This is a genomic window from Amycolatopsis ponsaeliensis, from assembly GCF_030182635.1.
GTDB classification, from domain to species: Bacteria; Actinomycetota; Actinomycetes; order Mycobacteriales; family Pseudonocardiaceae; genus Amycolatopsis; species Amycolatopsis ponsaeliensis.
Genome location: NZ_JAPZLD010000012.1, coordinates 1 through 21,270, shown reverse-complemented (window position 1 = coordinate 21,270; position 21,270 = coordinate 1). Strand labels below are relative to the sequence as shown.

The 21,270-nt window shown below is 71.5% G+C and carries 23 protein-coding genes; 20 read left to right on the top strand and 3 right to left on the bottom strand.

Annotated elements, in window-relative coordinates:
- Positions 1–89 precede the first annotated feature (89 nt).
- Both QQ657_RS19215 and ku read left to right on the top strand, forming a co-directional pair.
- Positions 90–449 (top strand): hypothetical protein, encoded by a 360-nt coding sequence (locus QQ657_RS19215; protein ID WP_284743546.1) that lies wholly within the window; start codon positions 90–92, stop codon positions 447–449.
- 53 nt (positions 450–502) lie between these two features.
- Complete coding sequence (gene ku, locus QQ657_RS19210; protein WP_284743545.1) at positions 503–1,375, top strand: non-homologous end joining protein Ku; 873 nt, start codon at positions 503–505, stop codon at positions 1,373–1,375.
- Positions 1,376–1,653: 278 nt separating this feature from the next.
- Here the strand turns inward: ku and QQ657_RS19205 are convergent, their stop codons facing one another.
- Positions 1,654–2,130, bottom strand: a complete 477-nt coding sequence (locus QQ657_RS19205) for a MarR family winged helix-turn-helix transcriptional regulator (RefSeq protein ID WP_284743544.1) — start codon at positions 2,128–2,130, stop codon at positions 1,654–1,656.
- Positions 2,131–2,139: 9 nt separating this feature from the next.
- Complete coding sequence (locus QQ657_RS19200) at positions 2,140–3,930, bottom strand: ABC transporter ATP-binding protein (RefSeq protein ID WP_284743543.1); 1,791 nt, start codon at positions 3,928–3,930, stop codon at positions 2,140–2,142.
- A gap of 217 nt (positions 3,931–4,147) precedes the next feature.
- Between QQ657_RS19200 and ffh the strand changes: the two genes are divergently transcribed.
- The 17 genes from ffh to QQ657_RS19115 all read left to right on the top strand — a co-directional run bounded on the left by ffh (position 4,148) and on the right by QQ657_RS19115 (position 19,148).
- A complete protein-coding gene (gene ffh / locus QQ657_RS19195; protein ID WP_284743542.1) occupies positions 4,148–5,686 on the top strand; it encodes a signal recognition particle protein in 1,539 nt (512 codons plus the stop codon).
- Positions 5,683–6,759 (top strand): amidohydrolase family protein, encoded by a 1,077-nt coding sequence (locus QQ657_RS19190; RefSeq protein ID WP_284743541.1) that lies wholly within the window; start codon positions 5,683–5,685, stop codon positions 6,757–6,759. The genes ffh and QQ657_RS19190 overlap by 4 nt, the downstream gene beginning before the upstream one ends.
- Before the next feature lie 45 nt (positions 6,760–6,804).
- Positions 6,805–7,530, top strand: coding sequence for a CPBP family intramembrane glutamic endopeptidase (locus QQ657_RS19185; RefSeq protein WP_284743540.1), 726 nt, complete (start codon positions 6,805–6,807; stop codon positions 7,528–7,530).
- 103 nt (positions 7,531–7,633) lie between these two features.
- Positions 7,634–8,437 carry a CPBP family intramembrane glutamic endopeptidase gene (locus QQ657_RS19180; RefSeq protein ID WP_284743539.1) on the top strand — a complete coding sequence of 268 codons (804 nt, stop codon included), beginning with the start codon at positions 7,634–7,636 and terminating at the stop codon, positions 8,435–8,437.
- A 171-nt stretch (positions 8,438–8,608) separates the two neighbouring features.
- The gene (gene rpsP, locus QQ657_RS19175) at positions 8,609–9,052 is read left to right on the top strand and encodes a 30S ribosomal protein S16 (protein WP_284743538.1); all 444 of its coding nucleotides are present in this window, start codon (positions 8,609–8,611) and stop codon (positions 9,050–9,052) included.
- Entirely contained in the window at positions 9,049–9,288 is a 240-nt protein-coding gene (locus QQ657_RS19170) for an RNA-binding protein (RefSeq protein ID WP_003103110.1), read from the top strand. Before rpsP ends, QQ657_RS19170 begins: the two co-directional genes overlap by 4 nt.
- A 20-nt stretch (positions 9,289–9,308) precedes the next feature.
- Positions 9,309–9,821: a ribosome maturation factor RimM gene (rimM, locus tag QQ657_RS19165; RefSeq protein ID WP_284743537.1), complete on the top strand. Its 513-nt coding sequence runs from the start codon at positions 9,309–9,311 to the stop codon at positions 9,819–9,821.
- 1 nt (position 9,822) lies between these two features.
- Entirely contained in the window at positions 9,823–10,569 is a 747-nt protein-coding gene (trmD, locus tag QQ657_RS19160) for a tRNA (guanosine(37)-N1)-methyltransferase TrmD (protein ID WP_284743536.1), read from the top strand.
- 166 nt (positions 10,570–10,735) lie between these two features.
- Entirely contained in the window at positions 10,736–11,104 is a 369-nt protein-coding gene (gene rplS / locus QQ657_RS19155) for a 50S ribosomal protein L19 (RefSeq protein ID WP_155545319.1), read from the top strand.
- A 31-nt stretch (positions 11,105–11,135) separates the two neighbouring features.
- Positions 11,136–12,074, top strand: a complete 939-nt coding sequence (gene lepB / locus QQ657_RS19150) for a signal peptidase I (RefSeq protein ID WP_284743535.1) — start codon at positions 11,136–11,138, stop codon at positions 12,072–12,074.
- 91 nt (positions 12,075–12,165) lie between these two features.
- Complete coding sequence (locus QQ657_RS19145) at positions 12,166–13,008, top strand: ribonuclease HII (RefSeq protein WP_284743745.1); 843 nt, start codon at positions 12,166–12,168, stop codon at positions 13,006–13,008.
- Positions 13,005–13,328 (top strand): DUF2469 domain-containing protein, encoded by a 324-nt coding sequence (locus QQ657_RS19140; protein ID WP_003096226.1) that lies wholly within the window; start codon positions 13,005–13,007, stop codon positions 13,326–13,328. The genes QQ657_RS19145 and QQ657_RS19140 overlap by 4 nt, the downstream gene beginning before the upstream one ends.
- A gap of 264 nt (positions 13,329–13,592) precedes the next feature.
- A complete protein-coding gene (locus tag QQ657_RS19135) occupies positions 13,593–13,970 on the top strand; it encodes a YraN family protein (RefSeq protein ID WP_284743534.1) in 378 nt (125 codons plus the stop codon).
- Complete coding sequence (locus QQ657_RS19130; protein WP_284743533.1) at positions 13,970–15,481, top strand: YifB family Mg chelatase-like AAA ATPase; 1,512 nt, start codon at positions 13,970–13,972, stop codon at positions 15,479–15,481. The genes QQ657_RS19135 and QQ657_RS19130 overlap by 1 nt, the downstream gene beginning before the upstream one ends.
- 497 nt (positions 15,482–15,978) lie before the next feature.
- Positions 15,979–17,103 carry a DNA-processing protein DprA gene (gene dprA / locus QQ657_RS19125; protein WP_284743744.1) on the top strand — a complete coding sequence of 375 codons (1,125 nt, stop codon included), beginning with the start codon at positions 15,979–15,981 and terminating at the stop codon, positions 17,101–17,103.
- 103 nt (positions 17,104–17,206) lie between these two features.
- Positions 17,207–18,190 (top strand): tyrosine recombinase XerC, encoded by a 984-nt coding sequence (locus tag QQ657_RS19120; RefSeq protein WP_284743532.1) that lies wholly within the window; start codon positions 17,207–17,209, stop codon positions 18,188–18,190.
- 109 nt (positions 18,191–18,299) lie between these two features.
- Positions 18,300–19,148: a FliA/WhiG family RNA polymerase sigma factor gene (locus QQ657_RS19115; RefSeq protein ID WP_284743531.1), complete on the top strand. Its 849-nt coding sequence runs from the start codon at positions 18,300–18,302 to the stop codon at positions 19,146–19,148.
- Here the strand turns inward: QQ657_RS19115 and QQ657_RS19110 are convergent, their stop codons facing one another.
- Complete coding sequence (locus tag QQ657_RS19110; protein WP_434056756.1) at positions 19,149–19,718, bottom strand: M23 family metallopeptidase; 570 nt, start codon at positions 19,716–19,718, stop codon at positions 19,149–19,151.
- 533 nt (positions 19,719–20,251) lie between these two features.
- Between QQ657_RS19110 and rpsB the strand changes: the two genes are divergently transcribed.
- Positions 20,252–21,136, top strand: a complete 885-nt coding sequence (gene rpsB / locus QQ657_RS19105; protein WP_284743530.1) for a 30S ribosomal protein S2 — start codon at positions 20,252–20,254, stop codon at positions 21,134–21,136.
- The last annotated feature ends 134 nt before the right edge of the window (positions 21,137–21,270 follow it).

The following is a 21,270-nucleotide window of genomic DNA, read 5'->3' as shown; positions in this document are numbered from 1 at the left end:
GTCAAATAAGTGCCCTGCGGTGTGTCGCCTCCGATGACGGGCCGTGCGGTGGCACGATGGCTGATCTGACCGGCCTGAGGGGGTGAGTGATGCAGGACCTGACGCTGCCGCCGACGGTCGTCGCCACTCACCTGCGCTCCTGCGCCGAGGAACTCGCCGCCGGCCTGCGCTGCGGCGGCCCGGGCGCCACGACCGGCGAGCTCACCGACGTCGTCGCGCACCTGATCGCGAGCCAGGAAGCCATCTCCCATGCGCTCGCCGGCCTCGCCGCCCGCGTCGAAGGCGGTGCGAACGCGCTGGCCGCGGCCCCGCCGCCGGACGTCGAGGTCGTCGCCGAGGTGCTCCGCGAGGCGGCCATCGCGGCCCGCTGCGCGGCCGAAGCGCTCGACGAGGTCACGCCGTCGTTCGAATGTGTGAGCGAATCCGTCGCGCCTGACACCCGTTTGTAGCTGTCGGGGCGCGCGGGCGCCTGTCTAGCCTGGGAGCTGCGGAGGTGGCTCGCATGCGCGCGATGTGGATGGGCACGATCGGGTTCGGCAGCTACGCCATCCCGGTGAAGGCGTACAGCGCGACCGAGGACCGCGAGATCCCGCTGCACCAGGTGCACGACGCCGACGGCGGCCGCGTCCGGGTGAAGCGGGTGTGCGAGGTCGACGGCGCTGAGGTGCCGCCCGAGCAGATGGTCCGCGGGTACACCGTGCCCGGCGGCGACGTCGTGCTGCTGTCGGACCACGAACTCGCGTCGCTCCCGATGCCCGGCCGCACGATCGCCATCCGCGGCTTCGCGCCGCTGGCCGACGTCGACCCGATCTGGTTCGCGAAGAGCTACTACCTCGAGCCGGAGCCGGCGGGCACGAAGCCGTACGTGCTGTTCAGCGAGGCCCTGCAGCAGTCCGGGCGGATCGCGCTGGTCACGGTCGCGCTGCGCCGCCGCGAGACGCTCGGCGCGCTGCGCGTGCGCGACCAGGTGATCGTGCTGGAGACGATGCTGTGGCCGGACGAGGTGCGCACGCCCGACTTCCCGTTCCGGCACGCCGACGTCGACATCCGGCCCGGCGAGCTGCGGCGCGCGGTGAACCTCGTCGAGGAGCTGACCGGCGAGTTCGACCCCGGCCGCTACCCCGACCGTTACCGCGAGGCGTTCCAGGCGTTGGTCCAGGCGAAGATCGACGGCGCCGAGGTCGTCCAGCCGACGGCCGCGGAGCAGGCGGAGGGCGTCACGCGGCTGCTGGCGGCGCTGCAGGAGTCGGCGTCCGAAGCCGAGGACGCGCGCAGTGCGGCCGTCGCGAAGGCCAAGGCTGCCGCGTCGAGGGCGGCGAAGGCGCGTACGACGGCGAAGCGGGCCGCTGCCCGCGGTCGCACGACGACGTCCTGAGTAGTACTACCCACGGGTAATTGAGGGTTCTCCCACTGCTGGCCGGTGTTCCGGCGCGGCAGACTTCGTCCTGTCAGCGGATACCGGATCGCTGGCGAGGGGGAGGGAAACCGGACGGCCCCTGGGGAGGTGAGCCGTCCGGGCACCAGGGTTCCGGGGCGGGCCGACGGAGGAGCGGCCCGTTCCCGGAACCCGTGTCGCACCGCGGGGAGGCGGAGCGACAGAGGGGAGTGGCCCGGAGCCGCCGTGGAGGGATCGAGGGGTCTCCGCGGCGGCTTTCAGGCGTCCGCGACCCGGAGCAGCAGCTCCGAAGCCAGTTTCAGCAGCTGCCGTTCGGTCGGTGACAATGTCGCCTCGATCGCGCCGGCCAGCCAGCGCTCCCGGCGGGCGCTGTACTCGCGCAGCACTGTCAGCCCCGCCGGCGTGATGCTCACCAGCGAACGGCGCCCGTCCGCCGGGTCCGGCGAGCGCGTCACCAGTTCGCGTTCGGTCACCCACGCGAGGATCCGGGTCAGTGACTGCGGCTGCAGCCGTTCGGCTTCGGCCAGCTCGGTCGGCGTGTGCGTGCCCGCCCGGTAGAGGCGGCTCAGCACCGCCAGCACCGCCGGACCCGGGCCGTTGAGGTCCCGCTCCGCGCGCATCCGCCAGTTCAGCCGCCCGACGCCCTCGCGCACCCGGTGGGCCAGGTCGGCGAGCTCGGCGTCCTCGCTGATCTGCAAGGTGACTCGGCCGAGGGCGTCGGGTTCGGGCTGCATGGCCCCAGGTTAGGCGGTTCCCCGGACCAGCCGGGCATAACGCCCGTCGCGCGCCAGCAGCTCGTCGTGCGTCCCGCGTTCCACGATCCGGCCTTCGTGCAGCACCACGATCTGGTCGGCGTGCTCCACAGTGGACAGCCGGTGCGCGATCGTCAGTGTCGTGCGGCCCGCGGCGAGCCGGTCGAGCTCGGCCTGCACCGAGCGTTCCGTGCGGGTGTCGAGCGCGCTGGTCGCCTCGTCGAGGATGAGCACCGGCGGGTTGCGCAGCAGGATCCGCGCGATCGCCATCCGCTGCTTCTCGCCGCCGGAGAAGCGGTAGCCGCGCTGGCCGACGACCGTGTCGTAGCCCTCGGGCAGCCCGGCCAGGGTGTCGTGGATGTGCGCGGCCTTCGCCGCCGCCTCGATCTCCTCGTCGGTCGCGTCCGGCCTCGCGAAGCGCAGGTTCTCACGGACGGTGTCGTGGAACAGGTAGGTCTCCTGCGACACCATCCCGACACCCGCCGCGAGCGACGCCAGCGTCACGTCGCGGATGTCGGTGCCGTCGATCTCGACGGACCCGTCGCTCACCTCGTACAGCCGCGCCACCAGGTACGCGAGCGTCGTCTTGCCCGAACCGGTCGAGCCGACGAGCGCGGCCGTGGTCCCGGCCGGGACGTGGAGGTCGATGTCCTTCAGCGTCAGCGGGCCGTCTTCGTCGTAGCGGAACGAGACCCCGCGCAGGGAGACGTCGCCGCGCCGCACGTCCAGGGTGCCCGCGCCCGGCTTGTCGCTGATCTCGACCGGCAGGTCCAGCACCTCGAAGATGCGCCCGAACAGCGCCTTCGACGTCGCGACGTTCTGCCCGATCGTCTGCATCGCGCTGGCCGGTGCGACCAGCCGGTTGAGCATGCTGGTGAACGCCACGACCGTGCCGAGCGAGATCGGCGACGCGCCGCCCGCCAGGGCCAGGCCGGCGATCCAGTAGACGAGCGCGGGGATGACGGTCAGGCTCATCCCGCGCGACGCGATCTGCCAGCGCCCGGCCAGCGCCGCCGCGCGTTCCAGTGAAGCGATCTCCCGGGACTCGGCGCCGAAGCGCTCGCGCATCGCCCGTTCGTTGCCCATCGTCTTCGCGAGCAGCACGCCGGTGACCGAGAGGGACTCCTCGACCATCGTCGTCAGCCGGGCCATCCGCCGGGTCCGGCCGCGGGCCAGCGTCCGCCGCTTCTTGCCGAGCCGGAGCGTGAACAGCAGGAACAGCGGGACGACGATCAGCGACAGCGCCGCGAGCTGCCAGTCGAGCACGATCAGGGCGACGGTGATGGCGATCGTCGTCGTCGCGTTCTGGACCACCGACCCGGCCGTCGTGGTGATGACGTTGTCGACGCCGCCGATGTCGTTGAACACCCGCGAGAGGACTTCGCCGCTCTTCGTCCGGGTGAAGAAGCCCAGCGACATCCGCTGCAGGTGGCCGTAGACGGTGACGCGCAGCTCGTTCATCACCCGCTGGCCGATGGTGTTGGACAGCCCGGTCGTGGCCACGCCGAGGGAGCCGCTGCCGACCGCGCAGACGATCATCCCCGCGGCCAAGACGCTGATCAGGAGCGTGTCGCGGTGCGGGAGGGCGTCGTCGAGGATCTCGCGCAGCAGGAACGGCGAGACGACGCCGAGGCCGGCCTGCAGCACGATCAGCGCGAACAGCGCGGCGAGGGGCCGGCGGTGCGGGCGGAACAGGCCGGCGATCCGCCGGAGGGGGACCGGTTCGTCGGTGTCGGCGGCCGGTTCGGCGAGCGACGGCCGGGGTCTGGTCGCGGAAGTCATACACGCATGTTTACCGATTCTCGGAGAGCGCGCCAGCGAATTTCGCCAGGTAAAGCCACTTTTACCTTTTCTCGCGCACGAGGTGGTAAACCTATGTTTACTGATCGCGTGCGCGACCTGCGCGTACCCGTGAGGCGGGGGAGCCGGAGCGACTACCCTCGGGAGGGCCGGCCTCGTCCGGCGCGCCACTCTCGACCCAGCTGGAGCGTGCACACCCGTGTTCGACACCCTCTCCGATCGGCTCACCGCCGCCCTGCAGACGCTCACGCGCAAGGGCAGGCTGTCCGACGCCGACATCGACGCCACCGCGCGCGAGATCCGCATCGCGCTGCTGGAGGCCGACGTCGCCCTCGGCGTGGTCAAGACCTTCATCGCGAGGATCAAGGAACGGGCGAAGGGCGCCGAGGTCTCCCAGGCGCTCAACCCCGCGCAGCAGGTCGTCAAGATCGTCAACGAGGAGCTCGTCGGGATCCTCGGCGGCGAGACCCGGCGGCTGAACCTGGCGAAGAACCCGCCCACCGTGATCATGCTCGCGGGCCTCCAGGGTGCCGGTAAGACGACGCTCGCCGGCAAGCTCGCGCTGTGGCTGAAGAAGCAGGGCCACGCGCCGATGCTCGTCGCCTGCGACCTCCAGCGCCCGAACGCCGTGACGCAGCTGCAGGTCGTCGGCGAGCGCGCCGGCGTCGTCACCTTCGCGCCCGAGCCGGGCAACGGCGTCGGCGACCCGGTCGACGTCGCCCGCCGCGCCATCGCCGAGGCCAAGCACGCGCAGCACGACGTCGTCGTGGTCGACACCGCCGGCCGCCTGGGTGTCGACGAAGAGCTGATGAAGCAGGCCGCGGACATCCGCGACGCCGTGCAGCCGGACGAGACGCTGTTCGTCGTCGACGCGATGATCGGCCAGGACGCCGTGACCACGGCCGAGGCGTTCCGCGACGGCGTCGGCTTCACCGGCGTCGTGCTCACGAAGCTCGACGGCGACGCCCGCGGTGGTGCCGCGCTCTCCGTCCGCGAGGTCACCGGCCAGCCGATCCTCTTCGCCTCCAACGGCGAGAAGCTCGAGGACTTCGACACCTTCCACCCGGACCGGATGGCATCGCGGATCCTCGGCATGGGCGACATGCTGACCCTGATCGAGCAGGCCGAGCAGGCCTTCGACCAGGACCAGGCCGAGCAGGCCGCGGCGAAGCTGTCGAGCGGCCAGCTGACCCTCGAAGACTTCCTGGAGCAGATGCTCGCGGTCCGCAAGATGGGCCCGATCGGCAACCTGCTCGGCATGCTCCCGGGCGCCGGCCAGATGAAGGACCAGCTCGCCCAGGTCGACGACAAGCACCTGGACAAGCTGCAGGCGATCATCCGCGGCATGACGCCCGCCGAGCGCGACAACCCGAAGATGATCAACGGGTCGCGCCGGCTGCGCATCGCCAACGGCTCCGGCGTGTCCGTCCGCGAGGTCAACGACCTGGTCAACCGGTTCTTCGAGGCCCGCAAGATGATGGCCCAGATGGCCGGCCGGTTCGGCTTCGGCGGCGGGGGCGGCGGTTCCAAGACGCGCAAGGGTAAGAAGGGCAAGAAGGGTCGCGGCCCGACGCAGCCCAAGGTCCGCGGTGGCTTCCCCGGCGGCATGCCGATGCTGCCCCCGGGCGGTCAGATGCCCGGCGGCATGCCCGACCTCTCGAAGCTGGGCGGGATGAACGACGTCCCGGGCTTCGACCCGACGAAGTTCAAGCTGCCGAAGAACCCCAAGGACAATTGAGCACCGCGCTCCACGCCGCCGGGGTGATCCTGCCCGGCGGCGAGTCCCGGGACCTCTGGATCACCGGCGGCCGGATCTCGTTCGAGCCGGTGCCCGGCGCCGAGACGCTCGGCCGGGACGTCTTCCTCGTGCCCGGCCTGGTCGACGCGCACTGCCACCCCGGCATCGGCGTCGGCGGGCCCGTGTCGCTGGAAGAGGCGACCGAGCAGGCGCTGGCCGACCGGGCGGCGGGCACGCTGCTGATCCGCGACTGCGGCCTGCCGATAGACGTCCGGCCGCTGCAGCGACGAGCGGACCTGCCGACGATCATCCGCGCCGGGCAGCACTTGGCGCTGACCAAGCGCTACATCCCGGGCCTGGGCATCGAGCTGGACGACCCTGCGCAGCTGCCGGCCGCCGTCGCCGAGCAGGCCCGCGACGGCGACGGCTGGGTCAAGCTGGTCGGAGACTGGATCGACCGCGGCGTCGGCGACCTCGCGCCGCTTTGGCCGGACGACGTCCTCGCCGAAGCCGTCAAGGTCGCGCACGACCACGGCGCCCGCGTCACCGCGCACGTGTTCGGCGAAGCGGCGCTGCCCGGGCTGATCGCGGCCGGCATCGACTGCCTCGAACACGGCACCGGCCTGAGCAGCGACCAGCTCGCCGAACTGGCGCGCAACGACGTCGCGCTGGTGCCGACCCTGATCAACATCGAGAACTTCCCGGGCATCGCGGACAAGGCCGGCAAGTACCCGGCCTACGCGGCTCACATGCGGGCGCTGCACGCGGGAGTCGGCGAGATGGTCGCGACGGCCGTCGAAGCGGGCGTACGCGTCTTCGCGGGCAGTGACGCCGGTGGCATGGTCGAGCACGGCCGGCTCGTCGACGAGATCGAGGCGCTGCACCGCGCGGGCATGACCCGCGAGGCGGCGCTGGCGAGCGCGTCCTGGGCCGCCCGCGATTGGCTCGGCCACCCGGGCATCGCCGACGGCGCACCCGCCGACCTGCTCGTCTACGCGAGCGACCCGCGTGAGGACCTGGGCGTCCTTCGCCATCCGCGGCACATCGTGCTCGGCGGTGTGGTGTACGCGTAGACCCCGCCGATTTTCTTACGGGGTCGGCACTTTAGCGTTGGGGCCGTGACGGACGACGACGGCGCACGGCGCGTGCTGGGGGCGCACTGGTGTTTCGTGGCGTTCTTCGCGGGGATCGCCGGCTACTACCTGATCAACCTCGTCATCGCCGCCGCGGTCAACCGCAACGTCGGCGAGTTCGACCCCCTGGAACTGCACGACATCGGCCCGCTGCTGCTCCTGGCGTTCGTGCCCAACCTCCTGCTCGGCCTCGGCCCGGCGGTGGGTTCGTGGCGCTGGGGAGAGGGCCTGCGGACGGACTTCGGGCTCAAGCCGACCTGGCGCGACGTCCGGATCGGCCTCGCCTGCGGCGCGCTCGCGCTGGTCGTCGGCTACGGCCTCAACCTGGTGCTGATCGCCGTCTACGGCGCCGACGACGTCTCCGACAGCCCGCTGAGCGACCTCGCCGACACCTTCGACGGCGACACCGTCTGGCTGGTGCTCGCCGCGGTGATCGTCATCGCCGGCGCGCCGATCACGGAGGAACTGCTGGTCCGCGGCACGCTGTGGAAGGCGCTGCAGTTCCACCGGGTCCCGCCGTGGGTGGTGCTGCTGCTCACCTCGCTGGTGTTCGCGCAGCTGCACGGCGAGCCGACCCGCACGATCGCCCTCTTCGGCCAGGGCATCGCGATCGGGCTGGCCCGGCACCTCTCCGGCCGGGTGAGCGCCGGGGTGATCGCGCACGCGGCCAACAACCTGCCGCCGGCGGTCCTGCTGTTCGTCGCGCACTGAGCGTGTTGCGCAGTTCGATGGACAGTAGTCGGACGGATACTGTGTGATCACTCTCCGGCGGCTAGGCTCGGGACCAGGAGCCGACGATCGCGGAGGGCAACGCGTGACCACTTCCCAGCCCCGGGACCCGGCTCCCGACGCGGCGTCGTTCCCCGAGCCCGAGGAACCAACGGCGACGGCGTTCCTGCCACCCGCGCGGCGGCACCGGTGGGGCTTCGGGGCGTTCCTGCTGGTCGAGGCTGTGCTGCTGTCCTCGGCCGCGTTCGTGTCCGTGCTGGTCGGCGACACCGGCCCCGGCCCGCTGCCGATCCGGGTCGTGCTGCTGGGCACCATGCTGCCGACGATGATCGCGGCCGGCGTCGCGGTGCTGATCACCTACGTGCGCGGCAACGGGCCGGTGATCGACCTGCGGCTGGAGTGGCGCTGGGCCGACGTGAAGACCGGGTTCCGCTTCGGCTGCGTCGGGCTCGTCTTCACCACCCTCGGCGCCTACCTCTGGACGCAGCTGGTCGGCAACGCCAACGCGACGTCGGCGATCAGCGCGCTGGTGGAGGACCGGAAGATGTCCGTCTCGGCGGCCGTCGTGATGTTCGTCTACCTGTGGCTGCTCGGCCCGATCTGCGAAGAGATCATCTACCGCGGCCTGCTCTGGGGTGCCGCCGAACAGCTGCAGTGGCGCAACGAGCGCTGGGCGGGCGCAGCGGCGTTCCTGCTGTCCACGGCGGTGTTCGCGGCGAGCCACCTCGAGCCGCTGCGCACGACGTTGCTGCTGGTCATCGCGGTGCCCATCGGCCTCGCCCGGCTGGTCACCGGACGGCTGCCGGGCAGTATCGTCGCGCACCAGGTGAACAACTTCCTGCCGGCGCTCACCATCCTGCTCGGGGCGCTCGGAGTGGCCTCTTTCTGAGCCTCTTTCCCGGTGCGCGGGGGCCGTCTGGCAGAATGGCACACTGCCTGCTTCCGCCGGACCCTCTCACCGTGCGAAAGCTCCTGACCTTCGGGTGCCCGCGACCGTGTCCCCACTCGGCCCGCGTGCGCCCAGCCCAGCACCAGAGAGATTCGAGGAGAACCCACACCCGTGGCCGTCAAGATCAAGCTGCAGCGCCTCGGCAAGATCCGTGCGCCGTACTACCGCATCATCGTTGCCGACGCGCGCACCCGCCGGGACGGCAAGGCCATCGAGACGATCGGCAAGTACCACCCGAAGGAAGAGCCGAGCCTCATCGAGGTCGTCTCCGAGCGCGCCCAGTACTGGCTGGGTGTCGGCGCGCAGCCGACCGAGCCCGTGCAGCGCCTGCTCGAGATCACCGGTGACTGGCAGAAGTTCAAGGGCCTGCCGGGCGCCGAGGGCACCCTGAAGGTGGCCGCGCCGAAGCCGTCCAAGCAGGACCTGTTCAACGCGGCACTGGCCGCCGCCGGCGAGGAGCCCTCCACCGAGGCCACCACGCCGAAGAAGAAGTCCGCCCCCAAGAAGGCCGAGGCCGAGAAGGCCGAAGCCACCGAGGGTGAGAAGGCCGAGTGAGCTTTCTGGCTGACTCCCTCGAGCACCTGGTGCGCGGGATCGTCGACAACCCGGACGAGGTCCGGGTCGAGCTGCTGACCACGCGCCGTGGCCGGACGCTCGAGGTGCACGTGCACCCCGACGACCTCGGCAAGGTGATCGGCCGGGGTGGTCGCACGGCGACCGCCCTGCGCACCGTCATGGGCGGCATCGGTGGCCGCGGCGTCCGCGTGGACGTCGTCGACACCGACCGCTGAAGCCTGTCTCGGAAACGGTCATGGACGTCGTAGTCGGTCGCATCGCCAAGGCGCACGGAATCCGCGGGGAGCTCGCGGTGGACGTGCGCACGGACTCGCCGGACCAGCGGTTCCGGATCGGTGCGGCCGTGACGACCAAGCTGCGTGACGGCAGCAAAAGGGAACTCACCATCGCAGCCGCCCGCGAACACAGCGGGCGGCTGCTGGTGCGTTTCGAGGAGGTCCTGACCCGCGACGTCGCCGAGACGCTGCGGGGCGCCCTCCTGCTCGCCGACACCGACACACTGCCGCCGACCGGCGACCCCGACGAGTTCTACGACCACGAGCTGGCCGGCCTGCGGGCCGAGCTGGCCGACGGGACGGTCCTCGGCAAGGTCGTCGAGATCGTCCACTCGCCCGCGGGCGAGCTGCTGGAACTCGACGTCGAGGGCCGCGAGCTCCTGGTGCCGTTCGTCCACGCGATCGTCCCCACGGTGGACATCGCGGGAGGCCGGGTCGTGCTCGATCCCCCGGAAGGGCTCCTGGACGCCTGAGATGCGCATCGACGTCGTCACGATCTTCCCCGAATACCTCGACCCGCTGCGCGCCGCGCTGCTGGGCCGGGCGATCGACCGCGGCCTGATCGAGGTCGGCGTGCACGACCTGCGCGACTGGACCCACGACGTGCACCGCGCGGTCGACGACGCGCCGTACGGCGGCGGGCCCGGCATGGTGATGAAACCGCAGATCTGGGGCCCGGCGCTGGACGACGTCTGCCGTCCGGAGACCCGGCTCGTCGTGCCGACGCCGGCCGGGCGGCCGTTCACCCAGGAGCTGGCCCACGCCTACGCCGCGGAAAAGCACCTGGTCTTCGCCTGCGGGCGGTACGAGGGCATCGACCAGCGCGTCGTCGACGACGCCGCCCGCCGGATGCCGGTCGACGAGGTGTCGATCGGCGACTACGTCCTGGTCGGCGGCGAGGCGGCGGTGCTCGTCATGGTCGAGGCCGTCGTCCGGCTGCTGCCCGGCGTGCTCGGCAACGCCCGCTCGGCCGAGGAGGACTCGTTCTCCGACGGCCTCCTCGAAGGGCCCAGCTACACGCGCCCCGAGGTGTGGCGGGAGCTGTCCGTGCCCGACGTGCTGCGGTCCGGGAACCACGCCCTGATCGACCGCTGGCGGCGAGACCAGGCCCTGGAGCGCACCGCCCACCGCCGCCCGGATCTCCTGGCGCGGCTGCCGGAAGGTAGCCTCGACAAGCACGATCGCGGGGTCCTGGAGGGCTTGGGCCCCGAGCAGGCCTAGGGGCGGTTACTTGTACCCTGCCCCGGTCTGCAATACTTGACAGGTTGGCGTGAGTGGACCTCGTCGTCCACGAGCCCGCCAGCAGCCCCCTGGGTCGCCCGCAGCGGCGTCGTTGCGCGCCCGGGGACGTGTACGCAAGCCATACGAAGACGAGGACGGACCACCGATGAACACCCTGGACGCGCTGGACAAGCAGTCACTGCGTTCCGACATCCCGGCTTTCCGCCCGGGCGACACGCTCAAGGTGCACGTCCGCGTCATCGAGGGCAACCGTGAGCGCAACCAGGTCTTCCAGGGCGTCGTGATCCGCCGTCAGGGCGGCGGCATCCGGGAGACCTTCACCGTTCGCAAGGTCTCCTTCGGCGTCGGCGTGGAGCGCACCTTCCCGGTGCACTCGCCGAACGTGGCCGAGGTCGAGGTCCACAAGCGCGGTGACGTGCGGCGCGCGAAGCTGTACTACCTGCGTGACCTGCGCGGCAAGAAGGCCAAGATCAAGGAGCGCCGCGAGAACCGCGAGACGGCTTCGGCTAACTGAGTCACAACCCGGTTACCGGTAGCCTGACGACGTGGCCGAACCCGTGTCCCAGAACGCTCCTGAGGATGACCCCGATCGCTCCGAGGAGGACCAGCCAAGGCGGTCCCGCTCCGAGGAGCGCGGGGGATCCCGGCGGCGGCGTGCCAAACCCGCCAAGAAACGGTCGTTCTGGAAGGAATTGCCGATCCTGCTCGTGATCGCCCTGGTGCTCACGATCTTGATCCAGACGTTCCTCGCCAAGGTCTTCATGATCCCCTCGGGGTCGATGGAGGCCACCCTGCACGGATGCCCCGGGTGCACCGGAGACCGGATCCTCGTCGACCGGGTCACCTACGACTTCACCGAGCCCTCGCCGGGCGACGTGATCGTGTTCAAGGGTCCGCCGGCGTGGGTCAACAACGAGATCGCGCCGCAGGAGTCGAGCAACATCGTCGTCCAGGGCCTGCGCGGTCTCGGCTCGCTGGTCGGGTTCGCCCCGCCGGACGAGCGCGACTTCGTCAAGCGCGTGATCGCAGTGGGCGGCCAGACCGTCCAGTGCTGCGACACGCAGGGCCGGGTCGTGGTGGACGGCAAGGGGCTCGACGAGCCGTACGTCCACTGGGAAGACCCGTCCAACCAGAACGAGCGTGCTTTCGAGCCCGTCAAGGTCCCCGCGGGGACGCTCTGGGTCATGGGCGACAACCGGAACAACTCCGACGACTCCCGGTTCCAGGGCGGCGGCCGTGAAAACGGCGCGGTTCCCGTGGACAACGTCATCGGCAAGGCCAGGATCATCGTCCTGCCGCCGGGCCGGTGGGGCGGGATCACCGACCACAACCCGCAGGCGTCGGCCCAGCCGGTGGCGCTCGGCGCGCCGGCGTGGCAGAGCGGTCTCCCGCTCGGGGCCGGCATCGCGGCGGCCTGGCCGGCGCTCTTCGTCGGGCGCAAGCTCAAGTCCGGACTGCGCCGGGCGGCCTGGCGGAAACGCTAGCCACCCCGATCCGTGCCGGCAGACGGGTGATCCAGCCTTGACTCTTCCCGTTCCCCTCACCGCGGCCGAGCCGATCCGGCCGCCGCGGGCCGTGGTGCGCGGCGACCTCTTCTGGGGTCTGCAGGGCGCGCTCGACCGCCGTGGCCTCGGCCCGGTCGCCGGTGTGGACGAAGCCGGCGCCGGGGCGTGCGCGGGGCCGCTGGTGGTCGCGGCCTGCGTGCTCAAACAGGGCGACGCGGCGAAGCTCACCGAGCTGACGGACTCCAAGCTGATGACGGCCAAGGCGCGTGACCGGGTCTACGACCTGGTCCTCGCCCGGGCCGTCGACTACTCCGTGATCGTCATCCCGACCGCGGAGGTCGACCGCTACGGCATCCGGGTGATGAACCTCGAGGGCATGCGGCGCGCCGCGGCGGCGCTGCGCGTGTCCCCGGGCTACATCCTCACCGACGGCTTCCGGGTCCCGGGCCTCACGGCCCCGAACGCGGCGGTGATCAAGGGCGACCGTTCGGTGGCGTGCATCGCGGCCGCGTCGGTGCTGGCGAAGGTGACGCGCGACCGCATCATGGCCGGCTACCACGACGACTTCCCGCACTACGGTTTCGACGTGCACAAGGGTTACAGCACGTCAGAGCACTTGGCGGCGCTGCGCGAACACGGTCCCAGCGATGTCCACCGGTGGTCTTATACGAACGTCGCGACGGTGGCCATCAAGCACGGCGTGCGACCCGCGCGGCCGGTCCTGCTGACCTACGCGGCGCTGGAAAAGGCCATGGACGTCAGGGCCGGGGCGGAGCTCGCCGCGGTGCTCGACGAGGCCCTCGAGCCACAACTCAGCCTGCCGCTGCATGCCCCGGCAGCGGGTGTGGGTCACAATGAACGCTCCGCCGGCGGAGCAGCAGCACGATCCCGAGGAGGGGCGCGGATTTCATGAGCGCAGAGGATCTCGAGAAGTACGAGACCGAGATGGAGCTCTCGCTGTACCGCGAGTACCGCGACATAGTCGGCCAGTTCTCGTACGTGGTGGAGACCGAGCGGCGGTTCTACCTGGCGAACGCGGTCGACGTCCAGGTCCGCGACGGCGGCGGCGAGGTGTACTTCGAGGTCCGCATGTCCGACGCGTGGGTCTGGGACATGTACCGCCCGGCCCGCTTCGTCAAGCACGTCCGCGTCATCACGTTCAAGGACGTCAACGTCGAGGAGCTCGACAAGCCGGACCTCCGGCTGCCCGAAGACGGCCCGTTCTCGGGCTGAGCTGGTCTTTCCCCGCGCCGGTTCGTCCTGGACGAGCCGGCGCGGTGCTTTTGCGTGATCTTTTCGGGCTGTAGCACAACGGGCCGACAGTTCGGCGCTTTCTTCGTGTTCGGTGGACCGAGTTGTCCACATACCCCCGGTTGTCCACAGAGCGGCGATTTCGGCCTGGTTTCGCCGCGTCGTGCGCTGGCATCGTCGAACGCACACGCACCGTGATCGCCGGGACCGCCCCGGTGACCGGCGCACCGACGAGGGGCGAACACGATGACGGGCACCGACCAGCTCGCAAGACACCGCCGCGACCTGGGCGCGTGGGGCGAAGACCTCGCCGCCCGGCACCTGCAGGACCGCGGCCTCGTCCTGCTCGGCCGCAACTGGCGCTGCCGCGAAGGCGAAATCGACCTCATCCTCACCGACCGCACCCGCGTGGTGTTCTGCGAGGTCAAGACCCGCACCGGCACCGAGTTCGGCCTGCCATCGGAGACGGTCACGGAGGAGAAGGCCGGCCGAGTGCGCCGAGCAGGTCAACGCTGGCTGCGCGAGTTCCGCATCGGCTGGTGCCCGGTCCGCTACGACGTCGTGACGATCCTCGCCGAGCCGGGAACCCGCCCCCGCGTCCAGCACATCGAGGCGGCGTTCTGATGCCCATCGCCAAAGCGTGGAGTGTGGCCTTGCTCGGCATCGACGGCCGCGTCATCGAGATCGAGGCCGACCTCGGCGGTGGGCTGAGCCGCGTCACCCTGGTCGGTCTCCCGGACGCGGGGCTGCGCGAAGCCAAGGACCGCGTCCGCTCGGCCGTCCGCAACTCGGGCCAGTCCTGGCCGGACGGCAAGGTGACGCTCGGCCTGTCCCCGGCGAACCTCCCGAAGGTCGGCTCGGCGTACGACCTCGGCATCGCGGCGGCCGTGCTCGCGGCAACGGGATCGGTCCCGGCGACGCGGTTGCTCGGCACGGTGCTGCTGGGCGAACTGGCGCTCGACGGCCGCGTCCGCCCGGTCCGCGGCATCCTCCCGGGCCTCCTGGCGGCCCGCGCGGCTGGCTACGAACGAGCCGTCGTTCCGGCGGACTCGCTGGTCGAGGCGGGGCTGGTGGACGGCATCGACGTCGCGGGCGCGGCCCACCTGCGTGATCTGGTGGCGTGGCTGAAGAAGGAGGCCGAGCTGGTGCCACCGGAGCCTCCGGTGCCGCCGACCCCACCGGCGGTACCGGACCTGGCCGACGTCATCGGCCAGCCTGAGGCGCGCTGGGCACTGGAGGTCGCGGCGGCGGGCGGGCACCACCTCCTGCTCACCGGCCCACCGGGCGTCGGCAAGACGATGCTCGCCCGCCGTTTGCCCGGTCTGCTGCCGCGCTTATCGCACGAAGAATCCTTGGAGGTGACGGCGGTGCACTCGGTCGACGGCTCGCTGTCGAAGTCGTCGCCCCTGGTCACGGTGCCGCCCTTCGTGGCCCCGCACCACTCGATCACGGTGGCGGCCCTGATCGGCGGCGGCAGCGGCCTGGCCACCCCGGGCGCGATCAGCCGCGCCCACCGCGGCGTCCTGTTCCTCGACGAGGTGTGCGAGTTCGGCGGCCAGCGCCTGGAGTCGCTGCGCACGGTCCTCGAGGAGGGCGAGGTCCGCATCGCCCGGGTCAAGGGCGCGATCACGTACCCGGCGCGGTTCCAGCTGATCCTGGCGACGAACCCGTGCGCATGCGCACCCCCGAAGGAAGCCGACTGCGTGTGCTCGCCGACAGCCCGCCGCCGCTACCTGGGCCGCCTGTCCGGCCCGCTGCTGGACCGCGTCGACCTCCGCGTCCGCCTACGTCCGTTGAGCGCGATCACCGCCCACGACACCGGAGCGACGGAGTCGTCGGAGGCGGTCCGCACCCGGGTCTTGCAGGCCCGAGACCGGGCAGCCCACCGCTGGCAGGCCCACGGCTGGCGATCGAACTCGGAGGTCCCAGGCCCGGCATTGCGCCGCGAGTTCACCCTCCCAGCTGCCGCAACGCAGTTACTGGACCGAGCAATGGACCGCGGCGCTTTGAGCGGCCGCGGAGCAGACCGCTGCATACGCATCGCCTGGACCCTGGCCGATCTGGACGGCGAGCAACGCCCAGGCACAGACCAAGTCGGCTCAGCCCTGGCCTTCCGAGAGCGAGTAGCGGCATGACCCCCGACGACCAGCGCCCGGCACCGCCGGCCCCGGGCAGCGGCATCGGCCCGGATGAGCAGCGGGAGGCGCGGTCAGCTGCTCCGGGCCGCGGCACGAGCCCAGATGATCTCTGCCCCGCGCACCCACTTGCCGCAGGCGGAGGCGCGAGCCTGGATGAGCCACGCGAGGTGCCTCCTGCTGCAGGTGGCAGCACGAGCCCGGATGAGCAGCGTGAGGCGCGGCCCGCCGCCGCGGGAAGCGTTACGAGCTCGGATGAATTGCACCCGGCGCACCTTCTGACTGCAGGCAGCCGCCCCGATGAGCAGCGCTCGGCGCACCCGCCGGCTGCGGGCAGCGGCACAGGCCCGGAGGTGAAGCGTGAGGCGCGGCCGGCTGCTGCAGGTAGTGGCACGAGAACGGATGAGTTGCGCGAGGTGCCTCCTGCCGCAAGCGGCGGCACGAGCCCGAACGAGCGGCGAGAGGCGCACCCAGCAGCACGCGTCAGCCCCGACGAGCTGCGCCGCGCCCGCGCCTACCTGCTGCGAGTCGCCGAACCCCCCGCCCCTGCACTGGTCGCCTTCGTGGCCCAACACGGTCCGATCGACGCGGCCGCCCGGGTGCGGCGAGGTGACTGCCCGCCCGAGGTGCTCAAAGCGACCGAAGCGCGCCGCGGGTACGACCTCGTCGACCAGGACTTTGCGCGGGCCGCCGCCGTTGGTGCTCGGCTGGTTGTTCCCGAGGACGACGAATGGCCCGCCTGGCCGCTGCTCGCCCTCGACCTCGCGGCTCAACGCGGTGTTTCCGAAGCCGTGCCTCCGCTCGCGCTCTGGGTCTCCGGCGATGTCGCGCTCGGCACTGCCGCCGATCGGGCCGTCGCCGTCGTCGGGGCTCGGGCTGCCACCGAGTACGGCGAACACCACGCCGCCGAACTCTCGTACGGCCTCGCCACCCGGGGCGTTCCGGTGTTCTCGGGTGCTGCCTACGGCATCGACGGCGCCGCCCACCGGGGTGCGCTCGCCGCCGAAGGGGTCACCGTTGCGGTGCTCGGCTGCGCCGTCGATGCGGGCTATCCGGCGGGGCACGTCGGGCTGCTGAACCGGATCGTCCGCAACGGTGGCGCGGTCGTCAGCGAATACCCGCCCGGCACCCCGCCGGCCCGGCACCGCTTCCTCGTCCGCAACCGGCTCATCGCCGCCCTCACCGAGGGCACCTTGGTCGTCGAGGCCGGGCAGCGCAGCGGCGCGCGCAACACCGCGAGCACCGCAGGCGCCCTCGGGAAGGTGGTGATGGCGGTGCCGGGACCCATCTCGTCCGGGATGTCCGTCGGCTGCCACGAACTGATCCGCGACTCGCGGGCGACGCTCGTCTCGACCGTCGACGAGGTCCTCGAGACCGTGGGCCGCTTCGGTATCGCCGAGGACCAGGCCGCCCGGCCGAAACGTCCGACCGACCGGCTGGGCCCCGACGCGCTGCGGACCTACGAGGCTTTGGCCGCGCGCACCAACCGGTCGGACACCGAAATCGCGGCCGAATCCGGGCTCCCGCTGCGGAAAGTGCGGGCGCTGCTGCCCGCGCTGGAGATCGACGGATTCGCCGTTCGCGGGGAAGCGGGGTGGCGACGACGGAGGCAAAGCGCGTGAAGGCCACGAAATCCCTGCGAAATCGTCGAAAGTGTTCGGCCGGTCCGGTGGGCCCGCGTGGCGATCCTTGACCGATGGCGGTTGTTCGCGCAGCGTGACAGCCATGCCGCCGCCATCACGCTCCGGCCAGGGGCGCCGCCCGGACCTGCGCGCGCTCCGGGCCGCGCTGCCCGAGCCGGTCCGGGCCGCCGTCACCGGCTACGAACGGCACCTCGGGCTGGAGCGGGGCCTGTCCGCGCACACCGTCCGGGCGTACGTCGGCGACGTGGTTTCGCTGCTGGGGTTCGTCGTGGACGGCGGTGGAGGGCTCGCGGAGCTGGACCTCGCCCGGCTGCGGGCGTGGCTCGCCGCCCAGCAGTCCGGCGGGGCGAGCCGGACGACGCTCGCACGGCGCGCGGCCTCGGCGCGGACGTTCACCGCCTGGGCGCACCGCACCGGCGTCCTCGCCACGGACCCGGGCGGGCGGCTCGCCGCGCCGCGGGCGCACCGCACCCTGCCCGGGGTGCTGCGCGCCGGGCAGGCGGGGGAGGTCATGCGGGCGTCGGCGGCCGGCGCGGCTCAGCGCGATCCTGTCGCACTGCGTGATCGCGCGATCGTCGAGCTGCTCTACGCGACCGGCATCCGCGTGTCCGAGTTGTGCGGGTTGGACGTCGGCGAGGCCGATTTCTCCCGTCGTGTCGTGACGGTGCTCGGCAAGGGCGGCAAGGAACGCGTCGTGCCGTTCGGCGTCCCGGCGGCGGAAGCGCTGGACGACTGGATCACCGAGGGGCGGCCGAAGATCGTCGCGGAAACCGCCGGTGAGGGCGTCGAGCCGGCGCTTTTCCTCGGGGTGCGGGGGAAACGCGTCGACCCGCGCGCGGTCCGGCGTGTCGTGCACGACGCCGTCACGGCGGTGCCCGGAGCGGCCGACATGGGGCCCCATGGCCTGCGACATTCGGCCGCGACGCATCTGCTGGAGGGGGGTGCCGATCTCAGGAGCGTTCAGGAACTGCTTGGTCACGCTACGCTTGCCACGACGCAGCTCTACACTCATGTGACCGTCGACCGGTTGAAAGCGATCCATGACCGAGCGCACCCCAGGGCCTGAGGCGGCCCGGGGAGTCTCGCCGGGGTCGTCACCAGCGGGCCCGGCGGCGCACGCGCATCCGCACGAGCACGGAGACGACACTGAGCCGCATGCCGAGAACGACTGTGCAATGACCGCAGGCCCGCACGTGACCGACGCCACCGGAGTGACCACTCGCGGTGACGCCGCCGTGCCCGCCGAAGCGCGGGCCGGTTACGACGTCGACGCCGGGATCGCGGCGCTGTGGCGGCAGTTCGCCGACAGCCCCGACCAGGCGTCGCGCGATCGGCTCGTGCTGCACTACGCGCCGCTGGTCAAGTACGTCGCCGGCCGGGTCGGCACCGGCCTGCCGACCCACGTCGACGTGGGCGACCTCGTGCAGTCCGGCATCTTCGGGCTCGTCGACGCGATCGAGAAGTTCGACCCCGAGCGCGGCCTGCGCTTCGAGACGTACGCGATGCAGCGCATCCGCGGCGCGATCCTCGACGACCTCCGTTCGCAGGACTGGGTGCCGCGCGCCGTCCGCAGCAAGGCCAAGGAGGCCGAGCGCGCGATGGAGCGCCTCGGCGCCCGCCTGAACCGCACCCCGACCGACGCGGAGCTCGCCGCCGAGCTCGGCATCGGCCTCGACGACCTGCGCGACTTCTACGGCCAGCTGCAGCTCACCAGCGTCGTCGCGCTGGAGGACCTGGTGGCCGCGGGCAAGGACAGCGGCTCGCTGGTCGACACGCTGCCCGACGACGACGCCGTCGACCCGGTCGCGGTGCTCGTCGACCAGGACAACCGCCGCCAGCTCGCGCAGGCCATCGGACAGCTGACCGAGCGCGACAAGATCGTGGTCAGCCTCTACTACTTCGAGAGCCTGACCCTCGCCGAGATCGGCAAGGTCCTCGGCGTCACCGAGTCGCGGGTCAGCCAGCTGCACACGCGGGCGGTCATGCGGCTGCGCGCCAAGCTGGTCGAGCAGACCGGCTCCTGATCAGGGACCACCTCCCCACGGCTTGAGCCGGAACTCGCCCACCTCACCGGTCAGGGCGAGGGGATCGACGTACTCGTCGCCCCGCCGCACGCCCCAGTGCAGGCACGCGGTGATCGCGCAGCCGGGATGGCCGGCGAGGACGGTCCCGAGCACCTGCCCCCGGTAGACCTGCTCCCCGACGGCCACCTTCGGCTCGACGGGCTCGTAGGTGGTGCGCAGGCCGCCGTCGTGGTCGACGGAGAGCACGGGCCGCCCGGCCACGAGCCCGGCGAAGACGACCACGCCGGCATCGGCGGCCAGCACCTCCTGCCCGGGCACGGCGGCCAGGTCGACGCCGCGGTGCCCGGGGCCGTAGGGCGTTTCCGGGGCGTCGAAGTACTTCGTGACCACCGGAACGGGTGACAACGGCCAGGACAGCCGCGCCTGCCGCACGGTTCGCGACCGGGCAAGCACCGTCAGGCCGACGCCGGTCCACTCGGCCTGCGGATGACCGGCCGCCGAGTCACTCGCCCGTGGTGGCGGTGCCGGTGGTGGGCCGAGGCCGCCTGCCCGGGCGGCAGTCATCCCCAGCCCTGGCGAAGCTGTCGCCACCTTCGAGCCGGTCGGCTGACCGCTCACCGTCGGAGGTGAAGCCCAAGCGCCGCCGAGCAGCGGCAAACCGGCCGTGACCAGCGCGATCACGACCAAACCACGACCCGTCATCCGGTGCCGGAACTCCTTGATCGACTCCATGACTTCAGCCTGCGGCACCGCGGAGCCCGATGGGGAGCCGAAGCCGAATCTGTGGATAACCGGACCCGATGTGGACAACTCCGTCCGTCCGCGGCCGCCGGTGGGGGAGGGGCTGGTGGCAGGGGGTAGAATCTTTTCCGCGGTCCGCGTGAGCGGGCTGACTTCGCGTGCACGTGCGCGATCCCCGGCAGAAAGTCGCCGGCGAGTCGCACGATGTCCGGCGGTCCCTGGGGCTCCTCACTCCTCAGGGTCCGGACAGCGCCACGGGCACCAGGGCGAGCGGCCACCCGGCCGCGAGCGACAAAACCGAGCAGCGCGTCAGCGGTGAACCGCCGCGAGCGCGCACTACACAGAAGAGGTTGATTCCGGCAATGGCCGTCGTCACCATGAAGCAGCTGCTCGACAGCGGCGTGCACTTCGGGCACCAGACTCGTCGGTGGAACCCGAAGATGAAGCGCTACATCTTCACCGAGCGCAATGGCATCTACATCATCGACCTGCAGCAGACGCTGACCTACATCGACCGCGCGTTCGAGTTCATCAAGGAAACCGTCGCGCACGGTGGCACGATCATGTTCGTCGGCACCAAGAAGCAGGCTCAGGAAGCCATCGCGGCCGAAGCCTCGCGCGTGGGCATGCCCTACGTGAACCAGCGCTGGCTCGGCGGCATGCTGACCAACTTCCAGACCGTGCACAAGCGTCTTCTCCGCCTGAAGGAGCTCGAGTCGCGGGAGCAGACCGGCGGCTTCGAAGGTCTCACCAAGCGCGAGATCCTGACGCTGACCCGCGAGAAGGACAAGCTCGAGAAGACCCTCGGCGGTATCCGCGACATGGCCAAGGTGCCGAGCATCGTGTGGATCGTCGACACGAAGAAGGAGCACATCGCCGTCGGCGAGGCTCGCAAGCTGAACATCCCGGTCGTCGCGATCCTGGACACCAACTGCGACCCGGACGAGGTCGACTACCCGATCCCGGGCAACGACGACGCGATCCGCTCGGCCGCGCTGCTGACCAAGGTCGTCGCCGAGGCCGCGGCCGCCGGTCTGATGCAGCGGTCCAGCCGCAACGGTGCTTCGGCCGACTCCAAGCCGGAGCCGGGTGTCGCCACCGACGAGCCGCTGGCCGAGTGGGAGAAGGAGCTGCTCGCCGGCTCCGAGACCGCCGCCGCCGACGCGACCGAGGCGGCCGCGGCCGTCGAGGCGCCGGTCGAGACGCCGGCCGAGGTTCCCGCCGAGCAGGCCACCGCCTCCTCCTGATGCAACCGCGTCCGTGGGGGGGGGGGGGGGGCCCCCCCCCCCGCGGCCCCAAGAGCCCCCGCACGGTTAGCGTAGGGCGAGACAGGGGTAGTGATGGATATAGGAAAAAAAACACCCCCACCCGGGGTGCCCGC

Bases quoted from the DNA above. Each gene is read 5' to 3' on its own strand.
- QQ657_RS19140 (WP_003096226.1), top strand. From the start codon at position 13,005: ATGAGCGCAGAGGATCTCGAGAAGTACGAGACCGAGATGGAGCTCTCG.
- QQ657_RS19130 (WP_284743533.1), top strand. From the start codon at position 13,970: ATGCCCATCGCCAAAGCGTGGAGTGTGGCCTTGCTCGGCATCGACGGC.
- QQ657_RS19205 (WP_284743544.1), bottom strand. From the start codon at position 2,130: ATGCAGCCCGAACCCGACGCCCTCGGCCGAGTCACCTTGCAGATCAGC.
- QQ657_RS19115 (WP_284743531.1), top strand. From the start codon at position 18,300: ATGACCGCAGGCCCGCACGTGACCGACGCCACCGGAGTGACCACTCGC.
- ku (WP_284743545.1), top strand. From the start codon at position 503: ATGCGCGCGATGTGGATGGGCACGATCGGGTTCGGCAGCTACGCCATC.
- trmD (WP_284743536.1), top strand. From the start codon at position 9,823: ATGCGCATCGACGTCGTCACGATCTTCCCCGAATACCTCGACCCGCTG.
- rimM (WP_284743537.1), top strand. From the start codon at position 9,309: ATGGACGTCGTAGTCGGTCGCATCGCCAAGGCGCACGGAATCCGCGGG.
- rplS (WP_155545319.1), top strand. From the start codon at position 10,736: ATGAACACCCTGGACGCGCTGGACAAGCAGTCACTGCGTTCCGACATC.
- QQ657_RS19120 (WP_284743532.1), top strand. From the start codon at position 17,207: ATGCCGCCGCCATCACGCTCCGGCCAGGGGCGCCGCCCGGACCTGCGC.
- QQ657_RS19135 (WP_284743534.1), top strand. From the start codon at position 13,593: ATGACGGGCACCGACCAGCTCGCAAGACACCGCCGCGACCTGGGCGCG.
- QQ657_RS19215 (WP_284743546.1), top strand. From the start codon at position 90: ATGCAGGACCTGACGCTGCCGCCGACGGTCGTCGCCACTCACCTGCGC.
- rpsB (WP_284743530.1), top strand. From the start codon at position 20,252: ATGGCCGTCGTCACCATGAAGCAGCTGCTCGACAGCGGCGTGCACTTC.
- QQ657_RS19200 (WP_284743543.1), bottom strand. From the start codon at position 3,930: ATGACTTCCGCGACCAGACCCCGGCCGTCGCTCGCCGAACCGGCCGCC.